We start from the raw sequence: 13,913 nt of genomic DNA, 5'->3' as shown, positions 1-13,913 counted from the left end.
GCACGTAAGTACTCGTGCGCCGCGCGACACGTCAGGTACCTCGCGAGATGGAAGTAGGTCGAGATTGCGATGAGCACTCGATGAGTACGCGATGAGTACGCCCATGAAGTAGCGACAGTCCGGCGGACGATTACCCCGGACACGTAGACAGGAGCGAAGTGGCTAAGGTCCGGGTATACGAACTCGCCAAGGAGCTTGGCTTGGAGAGCAAGGCCGTCATGGCCAAGCTCACCGAGCTCGGTGAGTTCGTCCGTTCGGCGTCCTCGACGATCGAGGCGCCGGTCGTTCGTAAGTTGACTGACGCTTTGGGAGCGACGCCGCCTGCTGGTGGTTCCGCCGCAAAGCCTGGCCCGCGCAAGCCCGCGGCGCCCCAGCCCGCCGGTGCCACCGGCGCGGCCGCACCCAAGCCGGGTGCCCCCACCCCTGGCCCGCGCCCCACGGCGACCCCGGGCCCCCGTCCGACTCCGGCCGCTGCGGCTCCCGCCGCCCCGGCCGCCCCCGCCGCGCCGCGTCCGGCCGCGCCGACCCCGGGCCCGCGCCCGGCCGCGCGTCCCGCCGCGCCGGCTCCGGCCGCTCCGGCGGCCGAGTTCTCCTCCCCGGCCCCGGCCGGTGAGGCTCCGGCTCGTCCGGCCACCCCGGGCCCGCGCCCGACCTCGGCGACCTCGGCCCGTCCGGGCCCGCGTCCGGCCGGTCCGCGTCCGGGCAACAACCCCTTCACTTCGGGCGGCGCCACCGGCATGGCCCGTCCCGGCGACCGCCGTCCCGGCGCCGGCCAGGGTGAGCGTCCGCGTCCGGGCGCCGGTGCTCCCGGCCAGGGTGAGCGTCCGCGTCCGGGTGGCGACCGTCCGCGTCCCGCTGCCGGTCCCGGTGGCGCGCCGCGTCCTGGTGGCGACCGTCCGCGTCCGGGTGCCGGTCCCGGTGGTGCGCCGCGTCCGGGCGGTGACCGTCCGCGTCCCGCAGCCGGTCCCGGTGGCGCGCCGCGTCCGGGCGCCCCGGGTGCCGGTGCGCCCCGTCCCGACGGCATGCCCCGTCCGGCCGGCCCGCGTCCGGGTGCCCCGTCCCCGTCCGGCATGCCGCGCCCGAACCCGGGCATGATGCCGCAGCGTCCGACCCCCGGCCCGCGTCCGGGTCCGGGTGGCCGTGGTCCCGGTGGCCCCGGCGGCCGTCCGGGTGGTCCCGGTGGCGGCGGCGCCCGTCCGGGCTTCGCCGGCCGTCCGGCCGGTCCGGGCTCGCGTCCGGCCGGTGGCGGCTTCGGTGGCCCCCGTCCCGGCGGCGGTGCCCCGGGTGCCGGTGGCGGCGGCTTCGGCCCGCGTCCGGGTGGCTTCGGTGGCCGTCCGGGTGGTCCGGGTGCCCGTGGTGGCACGCAGGGTGCCTTCGGCCGCGGCCCCGGTGGCCGTCCGGCCCGTGGTCGCAAGTCGAAGCGGGCGAAGCGCCAGGAGTACGAGGCCATGCAGGCCCCGTCCGTCGGCGGTGTGATGCTGCCTCGCGGCAACGGCCAGACGGTCCGGCTGTCGCGCGGTGCCTCGCTGATGGACTTCGCGGAGAAGATCAACGCCAACCCGGCCGCGCTCGTCTCGGTGATGTTCAACCTCGGTGAGATGGTCACCGCCACCCAGTCGGTCTCCGACGCGACCCTCGAGCTGCTGGCCGGCGAGATGGGCTTCGTTCTGGAGATCGTCAGCCGGGACGACGAGGACCGCGAGCTGCTGGAGTCCTTCGACATCGACTTCGGTGCCGACGAGGGCGGCGAGGCCGCGCTGGCTCCGCGTCCGCCGGTCGTGACCGTCATGGGTCACGTCGACCACGGTAAGACCCGCCTGCTGGACGCCATCCGCAAGTCCAACGTGGTGGCCGGCGAGGCCGGTGGCATCACCCAGCACATCGGCGCCTACCAGGTCACCACCTCGGTGAACGGCGAAGACCGTCCGATCACCTTCCTGGACACCCCGGGTCACGAGGCGTTCTCCGCCATGCGTGCCCGTGGTGCCAAGTCCACCGACATCGCGATCCTGGTGGTCGCGGCCAACGACGGTGTCATGCCGCAGACGGTCGAGGCGCTGAACCACGCCAAGGCCGCGGGTGTGCCGATCGTGGTCGCCGTCAACAAGATCGACGTCGAGGGCGCCGACCCGACCAAGGTCCGCGGCCAGCTGACCGAGTTCGGCCTGGTGGCCGAGGAGTACGGCGGCGACACCATGTTCGTCGACATCTCCGCGCGCCAGGGGCTGCACATCGACCAGCTGCTGGAGGCCGTCGTCCTGACCGCGGACGCCTCGCTCGACCTGCGGGCCAACCCGGAGCAGGACGCGCAGGGCATCGCCATCGAGGCCCACCTGGACAAGGGCCGCGGCGCCATGGCGACCGTCCTGGTCCAGCGCGGTACCCTCCGCGTCGGTGACTCGATCGTCGTTGGCGACGCCTACGGCCGTGTCCGCGCCATGCTGGACGAGAACGGCAACAACGTCGAGGAGGCGGGTCCGTCCCGCCCGGTGCTGCTGCTCGGTCTGACCTCGGTGCCCCGCGCCGGCGACAGCTTCATCGTCGTCGAGGAGGACCGCACCGCTCGCCAGATCGCCGAGAAGCGTGCCGCCCGCGACCGCAACGCCGCCTTCGCGCAGCGTCGGGTCCGGATCTCGCTGGAGGACCTGGACAAGGCCATCGCGGCCGGCTCCATCGAGCAGCTCAACCTCATCATCAAGGGTGACGTCTCCGGTTCGGTCGAGGCCCTTGAGGACGCCCTGGTCAAGCTGGACGTGGGCGAGGAGGTCGAGCTCCGGGTGCTGCACCGCGGTGTCGGTGCCATCACCGAGTCCGACGTGGACCTGGCGATGGGCTCGGACGCCATCATCATCGGCTTCAACGTGCGGGCCGAGGGCCGTGCGCGTACCGCGGCCGAGCGCGAGGGCGTCGACGTCCGGTACTACTCGGTCATCTACCAGGCGATCGAGGAGATCGAGGCAGCGCTCAAGGGTCTGCTCAAGCCGGAGTACGAGGAGGTCCGCCTCGGCTCCGCGGAGATCCGCGAGGTGTTCCGTTCCTCCAAGTTCGGCAACATCGCCGGTGTGCTGGTCCGCGAGGGCCTGCTGCGCCGCAACGCCAAGGCCCGCCTCATCCGCGACGGCAAGGTCGTGGCGGAGAACCTCTCCATCGAGGGTCTGCGCCGCTTCAAGGACGACGCGACCGAGGTCCGCGAGGGCTTCGAGGCCGGTGTGACCCTGGGGTCGTTCAACGACATCAAGGTCGACGACGTCATCGAGACCTACGAGATGCGCGAGAAGCCGCGCTCGTAAGTGCCGGTTGCCGGGGCCGGTCGGCGGGATGGTTATCCCGTCGACCGGCCCCGGTCTCGCTGTGTAGGGTCCTCGTACGCCCCTGTTCAAGGGGGTCCTACGAGGCCTTCAGGTCGGCGAGACCTGCCTTACATGTTCGTGGGAACACTCACCTTCGACCTGCTCCTCGGCGACGTCCACTCGCTCAAGGAGAAGCGTTCGATCGTGCGGCCCATCGTGGCCGAGCTGCAGCGCAAGTACAGCGTGTGCGCAGCGGAAACCGGGAACCAGAATCTGCACCGCCGGGCCGAGATCGGCCTCGCGGTGGTGTCCGGCGACGCCGGGTACGTCACCGAGATACTGGACAGCTGTGAGCGGTTCGTCGCCGGCCGCCCCGAGGTGCAGCTGCTCTCCGCGAGGAGGCGCTACCACCACGACGACGATGAGTGAGAAGCCGGGTACGGCGGTGCTGAAGTCGCCACCGTCACACCCGCGAGGACCGACAGCGCCCACAAGGCTGGGCGCGGGCAGGTACGTTGGGGCGTGGGCCCCGCCGGGTGAAGCACTGACCCGGGTACCGAGCCCACCGTACGAGGAGGCAACGTGACCGACACCGCAAGGGCGCGCAAGCTCGCCGACCGCATTCAGGTGGTGGTGGCCGAGACCCTGCAACGACGGATCAAGGACCCGCGCCTTGGCTACGTGACCATCACGGACACCCGGGTCACCGGAGACCTGCGCGAGGCCACCGTCTTCTACACGGTCTACGGCGACGAGACCGAGCGCGAGGCGACCGCGGCGGCTCTGGAGAGCGCCAAGGGCGTGCTCCGCTCCGAGGTCGGCAAGCAGACCGGGGTGCGCTTCACGCCGTCTCTGACCTTCGTCGCGGACGCCCTGCCGGACACCGCCCGGACCATCGACGAGCTGCTGGACAAGGCGCGGGTCTCCGACGCCGCCGTCCGCACGGCCGCCGCCGGGGCGAAGTACGCCGGAGACGCGGACCCCTACCGGGCACCGGGCTCCAAGCGCGACGACGAGGACGAGTAGCCGTGACCGCCGAGCCGGTTCCGGCCGGCCTGGGGGCATCTTCCACCAACACGGTGGAGGGTGCCCTCGCGGTGCTTCCGGGGCCTCGCACTGAGTCACCGGGCGGATCCGCCCGGTCCGTGGCGCTTTCCGCGCCGGTGGCGGGCCCGGCCGAGTCGGAGTGGCAGCGGGTGGTCGAGGCGGTCCGGCGGGCCGGGACGATCGACCTGATCTGCCACATCAGCCCCGACGGGGACGCGCTCGGCTCCGCACTGGCCGCCGGGATCGCGTTGCGCAGGCTCGGCCACCGGGTGCGGGTCTCCTTCGGCGACGACCCCCAGGTGATCCCCGAGTCGCTGGCCTTCCTGCCCGGCCAGGAGCTGATCGTCCCGGCCGCCGAGGTGCCGGACGTCCCGGAACTGGTGGTCTGCCTGGACGTCGCGGCCGAGAGCCGACTCGGCCTGCTGCACGGCAAGGCCTTCGCGGCCCCCGTGCTGATAGTGCTCGACCACCACGCCTCCAACCCCGGCTTCGGCACCCACCGCCTGATCGACCCGAAGGCCCCGGCCACCGCCGTCCTGGTCGACGAACTGCTGCGCCGCCTGGACGTGCCGCTCGACCAGGAACTCGCCACCTGCCTCTACACCGGGATCGCCACCGACACCGGGTCATTCCGGTACCGGGCGACCACCCCGGCGACCCACGAACTCGCCGGGCGGCTGCTGGCCACCGGCATCCGGCACGACCTGATCTCCCGCACCCTGTGGGACACCTCCTCCTTCGGCTATCTCAAGGTGCTCGCCGCCGCCCTCGACCGGGCCGTGTACGAGCCCGGGGCGGCGGGCGGGCTCGGGCTGGTGTGGACCTGGGTGCCCTACCAGGACCTCGCGCTGTTCGGCGTGACCGTCGAGGAGATCGAGGGCCTGATCGACGTACTGCGCCGCCCCGCCGAGGCGGAGGTCGCCCTGGTGCTCAAGCAGGACCCGGACGGCACGCTGCGGGGTTCCTGCCGGGCCAAGGGCGCGATCGACGTATCCGCCGTCTGTGCCCGACTCGGCGGCGGCGGGCACCAGTTCGCGGCCGGGTTCGCGGCCCGCGACGAAGTGCCGGCGACCATCGCCCGGTTCCGGGCCGCGCTCGGCCCGAGCCGATCCCTGATTTCCGAACCTCCTACCGAGATCCGCACAGAGAAGAACTGATGAAGCGTAAGGGAACCGGCCCCGACGGCCTGGTCATTGTCGACAAGCCGGAGGGCCTCACCTCGCACGGGGTGGTCGCCAGGATGCGCCGGCTGGCCGGGACCAGGAAGGTCGGGCACGCGGGCACGCTGGACCCGATGGCCACCGGCGTCCTGGTGATCGGAGTGGAGCGGTCCACCCGGCTGCTCGGGCATCTGATGCTCACCGCCAAGACCTACGAGGCGACCATCCGGCTCGGGCAGAACACCATCACCGACGACCGGGAGGGCGAGGTCACCTCCTCCGCCGACGCTTCGGGGATCGAGCGGGAGCGGATCGAGGCCGGGATCGCCAAGCTGACCGGCGAGATCATGCAGGTACCGTCCAAGGTCAGCGCCATCAAGATCGACGGCAAACGCTCCTACCACCGGGTGCGGGAGGGCGAGGACTTCGAGATCCCCGCCCGGGCGACGACGGTGCACTCCTTCACGGTGCACGACCAGCGGGCCGCGGTCGCGGAGGACGGCACGCCCGTGATCGACCTCGACGTCACCGTCGAGTGCTCCTCCGGCACCTACATCCGGGCCCTGGCCCGCGACCTCGGCGCTGACCTCGGGGTGGGCGGCCACCTCACCGCGCTGCGCCGCACCAAGGTCGGCCCGTACGGGCTGGAGTCCGCGCACACCCTGGAGCAGTTGGAGGAGAAGCTCGAGGTGCTGCCGATCGCCGATGCGGCGGCCGCGGCCTTCCCGCGCTGGGACATCGACGCCGAGCAGGCCAGGCTGCTCTCCAACGGCATGAAGCTGAAGGCCCCGGGGCTGGGTGTGGACGGGCCGATCGCCGTCTTCGACCCGGAGGGCCGCTTCCTCGCGCTGGTGGAGGAGCGGGGCGCCAGCGCCCGCCCGGTGGCCGTCTTCGTCGGCTGACGACCGGCCGGAGCAGATCCCCGGGGGTGGTGGGCGACCGCGCGGCCGTGCTGCCGTGGTCATGCCCTGCGCGTGCCGAGGGCCTGTCCTCCCCTGCACCGCCTGAGGCGGCCGTTGCGTCTGTTGCGTCCCGTGCTGACGGGAAACCCGGGACCGGGGGATCTCACCCGGACAGGCGGGCGCGCGAGGTGAAAGCTCGGCGTGCAGGGTGTGGCTGCGGTGCTCCGCCCGCCCCCGGGGGCAGGCTCCCGGCGGGTGTGTACGGCGGCTGCGGCGGGCCTCCCCGCTGAGCGGGACCCGTTCGCGGCCCTGCGGGGGAGGGCGGGCTGATGGCCGCTGGTCGGTGGTCTGTTACGGCGGACGGATGGTCCTGGGCGGCAATCGACCCGGGACGGGCACTGCTGCGGATCTGCGGTCCGGACGGCCGGTTGCGGGGCCTGGGCTTCGCCGCGGACCTGGACGGCACCGTGGTCACCGCGCACGAGACGGTGGCCGGGCTGGACCGGCTGGTCCTGCACACCGAGGGCGGGCAGGCGCGGGTGCTCGGCGCCGACTGCATCGAACCGCTCGCACGGCACGGCCTCGCGCTGGTGCGGACGGAGGCGGTCGGCGGCCTGCCGGTGCCGCCGCTGCCGATCGGCGGCCCGGGCAGGGGCGGGGAACCGGTCGCGGTGCCGTCCTTCGGCAGCGGCGGCAGGGCGGCGTCGGCGCAGGGGGGAGTGCTCGGGGCGGGCACCGCGATGTACCCCTGGCACGACGAGTTCCATCTGATCGCCGGTGCGCTGTGGCTGGACCTGACGGCGGCGGTGCCGGCCGGTGCACCCGTGGTGGACGCCGGGACCGGGGCCGTGCTCGGGGTCGTCGTCCCGTCGCTGCCGGCCGGGCAGACGGGCGGGGTGGTGGCCGTACCGTTGGTGACCGGCGGGGACGCCGCTGCGGCCGGTGCGCTGGCCGAGCTGGTGGCGCGGAACGCCGTCACCGTCCCCGCGCACGGGCGGGCGCTCAATCCGGCCGGGGTCCTGCAACTGGCCTCCGCCCAGCTGGGGTCGGCCGTCGCCGGTCCTGGACGGATCGCCGACCTGGCCGCCGACCGGGTGGACCGGCCGGACGGTCTCACCGGCGAGGAGCCGCAGGGCCCGTTCACCGCGCTGGTCGGCGCCCCCGGCAGCGGGCGTACCACCGAGCTGGCCGCGCTGGCGGTCCGCCGGGCCGGCGGGCGCCACCCGCTGCCCACGCTATGGCTGCGCGGTGCCGAACTGCGCGCCGGGGACGGATCGTTGGCGGACCCGGTGGGCCGGGCCCTGGCGCGCTCGGCCGGGCTGCTCGGAGTCGACGCCCCCGAGCCCGGGCAGGCCGCGCGGCTCTGCGCCGAGGCCGGGAGACCCCTGCTCGTCGTGCTGGACGCGCCGGAGGAGGCGCCCGCGGCAGCCGGTGCGGCCTGGCTGCGGGCGACCTCGCAGTGGTTGCGCGCGGCGTCCGCGAGCCTGTTGATCGCCTGCCGCCCGGAGAAGTGGGCCGAGTGGGAGCGTACGGACGGTACGGGAGTCGAAGCGGCCCTGGTGCACGGGCTCGGCCCGCTGCCGCAGGAGGCCGCCGAGCGAGCCGCGCGCCGGTACGGGCTGGCGCTCCGGCCGCCGGGGCCGCCGAAGACCGCGGACGGCGGTCAAGGCGGGGTTCAAGTCACCGGAAACGAACGCCTGTTGGCGGCAGCGGAGGCGACGCACCCGCTGGCCCTGCGGATCGCCGGAGAGCTGCGGGCGGCGGGCGTGCGCTGGCACGGCACACCACCCCGGCGCGGCGAACTCTTCGAGGGGTACCTCGACTTGCTCTGCCTGCGGATCGCCGACCGGCTGGCCGACGGCGCCAAGACGCGGCGGCCCGGCGCGCACCGCAGGGGCGGGCCGCGGTCGGGAGCGGCCGAACCCGGCCGGGTACGGCGGCTGGCCGCCGTGGTCGCCGGGCGGGTGCACGAGGCGGCCCGGCAGATGCTCGGCTCGGGCCACGGCGGGCTGTCGGCGGACGCGTTCGAGCTGCTGTTCCCGACCGTCGGGGGCTGGGCCCCGGCGGTGCTCGGCGAGCGGCTCTTCGTCGCGGTCGGGGACGGATACCGGCCCGCGTACGAGGAGTTCGGCGAGTGGCTGCAGGGGCAGCACCTGGACCTGGACGGCGCGCTGCGGCTGCTGCTGGCGGAGGACGGCACCGATGGGCCCGAGCAGCCGCCGGCCGCCGGAGAACCGGAACGCGGCCGGGCCTCCGTCGCCCGCGCAGCGGGAGCGCCGGGAGGAACAGCGCACCGGGTGCCGAGACACCGTGCCGGGCCCGTGGTGGTCGCGCTGGCCCGGACCGGCACCACCTGGGGCGCCGAGGCGCTGGACGGCTGGCTGTGCCGGCTGTGGCGGGCGCTGGAGCTCGCACCGGCCGGCAGCGAGCACGCCTGGTGGGCCGGGCACCTGCTCTCCGCCGCCCTGCGGTCCGGCACCGACCTCGGGGTTCACCGGCCCCTGCTGGCGCAGCTCGCCGAACGCGGGGAGCAGACCGGTGCGTTCGGGCCGGCCTTCTGGGCCGCCTTGCCGCTGGCTCCCGCGGACCGGCTGGACCTGCTCCGCGCTCTGGTCCGGGCCGACGACGCCACCCAGGCCTTCCGGGCCGCGACGGCCGAGCTGCTGGCCGCCGAACCGCACACGGCGATCGGGCTGCTGTGCCGCTGGTTCGAGGACGACCGCCGTCTCAGGTCGCACTCCGGGAGCACCGTCGCCGACCTCGCCCACGACCTGCTGCACGCCCACCGGAAGCTCGCGCTGGACGATCTCACCGAGTGCCTGGTGGAGACCGCCCACCCCCGCGCCGACGCCCTGCTCTCACTGCTCGCGGCGGACGAACCCTCCGCGCTCTGCCGTGCCGTCGACCGCTGGAGCCACGACCCCCGTCCCGAGCGGCACGTGGCCGCCGCGGTGCACGCGCTGCGCACCGCGCCGTACGCGACCGGCTCCGGCCTGGAACTGCTGCGCTTCACCGCGACCGCGCTGCTCGCCCGGGAGGACGAACCCGCGCTGCACGGTGCGGCGTTGGCGCTGCTGGTGCGCGACGGGCAGAGCCGGGGGCGGTATCTGGCGGCGGCGATCGCGCGGTACCTGGCGGACGACCCGTTCGTCACGGCCCAGGTGCTGGCCCCCGCGCTGGCCCAGTGGCCGGAGCAGGTGCTGGCGGCGTTCCGGCAGCGCCTGGCGGCGCCCGGCGCGGCGATGGCCGAAGCGCTGCGGGTGCTCGCCGAGGTGCCCGATCCGGCGGTGGCCCGCCGAGGTCTCGGTCTGGCCGCCGAGCTGCTGCGCGAGCACCCCGAGCGGGTCGGGCAGATCGCCGACTACCTGGACCGGCTGCTCGCGGGGCCCCCGGAGCCCCCGAACGGGGAGGCGTCCCGGACCTCGGGGCCGGCCGCGACCCTTCGGCCCTGTGTCGAGCCGCTGGAGGTGCTGCGGGCGCTGGGGCTCACCGCGCGGCCGGCACCGGTGCGGCGGGTCCTGGCGGTACGGCTGGCGGCGCCGGGCCTGCCCGCACGCGGGCCGGTGCTGGACGCGCTGTTGGCGGGCGAGGGCGATGAGGGCGTCCTGACGGCGGTGCTGAACTCGCTGGCCGAGCGTTGCGCGGAGCACGAGCCCGAGCGGGTGCGGGAGTTGGTCCGCACGATCGCGGCGCGGACGGCTCGGGCCGATGCCGGGCTGGTCCGCTGCGCCGGCCGCTCGGCGTCCTTCGCGCGGCTGCTGGCCGAGTGGCCGGCCGCCGGGAGGCCGCCGGCCGGCGGGCCGCTGCTGGCCCGGATGCGGGGCCTGGTGGCCGCCGGGAGGGACCCGCAGTACGCCGCCGCGGAGGCCGAACGCGGTGTCCCGCGCCCACCGTCGCGCGCAGGAGGCCTTCCGGTGCCGAAGCCGACTCGGGCGCATGGCACGCTATAGGGGTTCAGGTTGGAACATGGGAGCGTACAAAGCGTGCGCCAGGAACGAGGAGCGGTCAGGGTGCAGCGCTGGCGTGGCCTGGAGGAGGTCCCCGGGGACTGGGGGCGCAGCGTCGTCACCATCGGATCCTTCGACGGTGTGCACCGGGGTCATCAACTGATCATCGGCCGCACGGTCGAGCGTGCCCGTGAGCTGGGCGTACGGACCGTCGTGGTGACCTTCGACCCGCACCCGAGCGAGGTGGTCCGGCCGGGCAGCCACCCGCCGCTGCTGGCGCCGCAGCCGCGCCGGGCGGAGCTGATGGCCGAGCTGGGGGTGGACGCGGTGCTGGTGCTGCCGTTCACGCCGGAGTTCTCCAAGGAGTCGCCGGAGGCCTTCGTCCAGCAGGTGCTGGTGGACGCGCTGCGTGCGCGGCTGGTCATCGAGGGGCCGAACTTCCGGTTCGGGCACAAGGCGGCCGGGAGCGTCGAGCTGCTCGCGGAGCTCGGCCGCAAGGCCGATTTCGAGGTCGAGGTGGTGGACCTCAAGGTGCGTGGAGCGGCCGGGGACGGCGAGCCCTTCTCGTCGACCCTGGTCCGCAGACTGATCTCGGAGGGGGACATGACGGGGGCGGCAGAGGTGCTGGGACGGCCGCACCGGGTCGAGGGCGTGGTGGTGCGCGGCGCGCAGCGCGGACGGGAGCTCGGCTTCCCGACGGCGAACGTGGAGACGGTGCCGCACAGCGCGATCCCGGCCGACGGGGTGTACGCGGGCTGGCTGACCGCCGGTGGCGAGCGGATGCCCGCCGCCATCTCGGTGGGGACCAACCCCACCTTCGACGGCACCCTGCGCACGGTGGAGGCGTACGCGATCGACCGGATCGGTCTCGACCTGTACGGCCTGCACGTGGCGGTGGACTTCCTGGCGTATCTGCGCGGGATGGAGAAGTTCGACTCGATCGAGGCGCTGCTGGATCGGATGGCCGACGACGTCAAGCGGGCGCGTGAACTGACCGACGGCTCCTGAGAGTCGGCCGCGAACAGCGGCGTGAAGCAGCGGACCCCGCCGACCAGCACGGTCGGCGGGGTCCGCTGCGTTGCGCGTCGCTCACTGCTGCGGGGGCGGCGGGTAGCCGTAACCCTGCGGGGGCTGCTGGCCCTCGGGCGGCGGCGGGTAGCCGTAGCCGGGGCGCTCGCCGGCCTGCTGGGTCCACTCCGGCGGCAGCGGCGTGCCGCCCTGCGGCGGGGCGGGGTACCCGGGCGGCGGGGTCTGGCCCGGCTGCGGCGCCCAGGGGGCGCCGGGCGCGGGCTGGCCGGGGTAGCCGCCGGGCGGGGGCGGCTGGTAGCCGCCCTGCTGCGGGTACTGCTGCTGCGGGTAGCCGCCGGCCTGCCCCTGCTGCGGGTACTGCTGCTGCGGGGCCCAGCCGCCCTGGGCCTGAGCCGCCTGCTGGGCGCGGGCGATGTCCTCGCCGACCAGGGTGGCCAGCTCGAAGTACGCGTCCCGGACCTTGGGCCGCATCATCGCCAGGTTGACCTCGGCACCGGCCGCCAGGCTCTCGTCGAAGGGCACCACGACGACGCCGCGGCAGCGGGTCTGGAAGTGCGCGACGATGTCCTCGACCTTGATCATCTTGCTGGTCTCGCGGACCCCGGAGACCACCGTGATCGAGCGCTGCACCAGGTCGGCGTAGCCGTGCGCGGAGAGCCAGTCCAGGGTGGTGGAGGCGCTGCTGGCACCGTCCACGCTGGGGGTGGAGACGATGATCAGCTGGTCGGCAAGGTCCAGCACCCCGCGCATCGCGCTGTACAGCAGACCGGTGCCGGAGTCGGTCAGGATGATCGGGTAGTGCTGGCCGAGCACCTGGATGACCTGGCGGTAGTCCGAGTCGTTGAAGGTGGTCGAGACGGCCGGGTCGACGTCGTTCGCCAGGATCTCCAGACCGGAGTTGAGGTCCTGGGAGGTGAACTGGCGGACGTCCATGTAGCTGCGCAGGTGCGGGATCGCGGTCACCAGGTCGCGGATGGTCGCACCGGTCTGGCGCTTGATCCGGCGGCCGAGCGTACCGGCGTCCGGGTTGGCGTCGATCGCGATCACCTTGTCCTGGCGCTCGCTGGCCAGGGTGGCCCCGAGCGAGGTGGTGGTCGTGGTCTTGCCGACACCGCCCTTGAGGCTGATCACCGCGATCCGGTAGCAGCTCATCACCGGCGTACGGATGATCTCCAGCCTGCGTGCCTTGTCGGCCTGCGCCGCCTTCCCGCCGAACTGGAAGCGGGGCTGCTGCCGCTGTGCCTTGGGCTGGCCGCGCAGCAGGCGGTCGGAGGACAGTTCCACCGCGGCCGTGTAACCGAGTGCGGCGCCGTGGGCCATCGGCTGCTGGCCGCCCTGCTGGTACGCCGCCGTCGCCTGCGGCACGGCCTGCTGGGGGTAGCTCTGTTGTTGTTGCTGCTGCGGGTAGCCGCCGGCCTGCGGCCAGCCGCCTTGCCGCGGGTCCACCGGAGGGGCGGGCGTGGCGGGGGCGGTGGCCGGTGCTGGTGCCGGAGGCTGCTGCGGCCACGGTGCCTGCGGGTTCTGGGGTGCCTGCGGCGGCTGGGGTGCCTGCTGGGGATTCTGCGGAGGCTGGGGCGCCTGGGGCGCCTGCGGCGGAAGGGCCGCCTCCTGCGGGTACGGAGGTTGTGCCGGTACCGGCACGGGACCGGCCTGCGGCGCACCGTCGGCAGGCGGCCACGCCTGTGGCGGAACCGGCTGCTCGGGGGCGGCCGGAGCCGGAGCCGGGGCAGGCACCGGAGCGGGGGCCGCCGCAGTCTCGACGGGTGCGGACACGGGCTGCGCCGCCGACTCCACCGGTGCGGGCGGCGGAGTGGGTGCGGCGACCGGAGCCGGGGCAGGGGCCGGAGCCGGGGCAGGGGCCGGAGCAGGCGGCACCGGCTCCGCGGCGGGCACCTCGGCGTGCGGTGCGGGCTGGGGCTGCTCACCGCCGGCGTACGGGTTGTTCGGCACGGCGGACGGGCCCGGTGCCGGCGGTACGGGCGCCGGGGCCGGAGCCGCCTCCGCGACCGGCACGGGCGCCGGGGCCGGAGCCGGGGCGGGCGCGGGTGCCGGTACCGGGGTGGGTGTGGGTGCGGGCGTCGGCGCGGTCGCGGGCGTCGGCGCGGGTGCGCCCGCCTGGGGCTCCGCGCTCTGGGTGTACCAGGACGGCGGCGAGTAGTCAGGAACGTCCGACCAGTCGTCGTCGTCTTCTGCCGCGTTGTCGCCGACGTAGACGCCGTCCCGATCGCTGCTCACTTGGGCTCCCTCGTTTTCGCCGCCGCTGATTCGCGGTGCCGTCGGGCATCAAGACTAGGACGTGACTCGCGGTCACCTGAAGGCGGTGCCGGAACTCACGCCAGGGTTCACGTGCCTTCACCAGGGCTTCGAGGGGCGTTGACAACCGCCTTTGGAGTGAATCTCACCGGCTGTTCACCTCCTCCCCCTGGAGGCACTTCGTTGACTGGCGGGCCGTGGGGGCGAGGGGAGCCACGTACGACGGAAGGATTCCGCGTCGGGCGGCCCCGGGCGGCCGGCCCGGTCGCACCCCGATGGCCCCCG

The 13,913-nt window shown here is 74.4% G+C and carries 8 protein-coding genes; 7 read left to right on the top strand and 1 reads right to left on the bottom strand.

Features of this window, described 5'->3' with window-relative positions:
• Positions 1-158 precede the first annotated feature (158 nt).
• The 7 genes from infB to ACWDAK_RS26035 all read left to right on the top strand — a co-directional run bounded on the left by infB (position 159) and on the right by ACWDAK_RS26035 (position 11,354).
• A complete protein-coding gene (gene infB, locus ACWDAK_RS26065; protein ID WP_344640485.1) occupies positions 159-3,290 on the top strand; it encodes a translation initiation factor IF-2 in 3,132 nt (1,043 codons plus the stop codon).
• A gap of 132 nt (positions 3,291-3,422) precedes the next feature.
• On the top strand, positions 3,423-3,719 hold the full coding sequence (locus ACWDAK_RS26060) for a DUF503 domain-containing protein (RefSeq protein ID WP_344640484.1): 297 nt from the start codon (positions 3,423-3,425) through the stop codon (positions 3,717-3,719).
• A gap of 153 nt (positions 3,720-3,872) precedes the next feature.
• Positions 3,873-4,316 carry a 30S ribosome-binding factor RbfA gene (gene rbfA / locus ACWDAK_RS26055; protein WP_344640483.1) on the top strand — a complete coding sequence of 148 codons (444 nt, stop codon included), beginning with the start codon at positions 3,873-3,875 and terminating at the stop codon, positions 4,314-4,316.
• Between the two features lie 119 nt (positions 4,317-4,435).
• Complete coding sequence (locus ACWDAK_RS26050) at positions 4,436-5,494, top strand: DHH family phosphoesterase (RefSeq protein ID WP_344640482.1); 1,059 nt, start codon at positions 4,436-4,438, stop codon at positions 5,492-5,494.
• Positions 5,494-6,399 carry a tRNA pseudouridine(55) synthase TruB gene (gene truB, locus ACWDAK_RS26045; RefSeq protein WP_344640481.1) on the top strand — a complete coding sequence of 302 codons (906 nt, stop codon included), beginning with the start codon at positions 5,494-5,496 and terminating at the stop codon, positions 6,397-6,399. The genes ACWDAK_RS26050 and truB overlap by 1 nt, the downstream gene beginning before the upstream one ends.
• Positions 6,400-6,728: 329 nt before the next feature.
• Positions 6,729-10,349 carry a serine protease gene (locus ACWDAK_RS26040; RefSeq protein ID WP_427395389.1) on the top strand — a complete coding sequence of 1,207 codons (3,621 nt, stop codon included), beginning with the start codon at positions 6,729-6,731 and terminating at the stop codon, positions 10,347-10,349.
• A 60-nt stretch (positions 10,350-10,409) separates the two neighbouring features.
• Positions 10,410-11,354, top strand: coding sequence for a bifunctional riboflavin kinase/FAD synthetase (locus ACWDAK_RS26035; RefSeq protein WP_427395390.1), 945 nt, complete (start codon positions 10,410-10,412; stop codon positions 11,352-11,354).
• Between the two features lie 81 nt (positions 11,355-11,435).
• Here ACWDAK_RS26035 and ACWDAK_RS26030 read toward each other — a convergent pair whose 3' ends face one another.
• Positions 11,436-13,610: an AAA family ATPase gene (locus ACWDAK_RS26030; protein ID WP_427395391.1), complete on the bottom strand. Its 2,175-nt coding sequence runs from the start codon at positions 13,608-13,610 to the stop codon at positions 11,436-11,438.
• Positions 13,611-13,913 lie beyond the last annotated feature (303 nt).

The organism is Kitasatospora sp. NPDC001175, from assembly GCF_053598215.1.
Note: the sequence above shows the minus strand (reverse complement) of the source record. Positions and strands in the feature narration are given on the sequence as shown.

What these genes read in the sequence shown, in the direction of transcription:
- ACWDAK_RS26040 (WP_427395389.1), top strand. Translation starts at nt 6,729, where the DNA reads ATGGCCGCTGGTCGGTGGTCTGTTACGGCGGACGGATGGTCCTGGGCG.
- truB (WP_344640481.1), top strand. Translation starts at nt 5,494, where the DNA reads ATGAAGCGTAAGGGAACCGGCCCCGACGGCCTGGTCATTGTCGACAAG.
- ACWDAK_RS26060 (WP_344640484.1), top strand. Translation starts at nt 3,423, where the DNA reads ATGTTCGTGGGAACACTCACCTTCGACCTGCTCCTCGGCGACGTCCAC.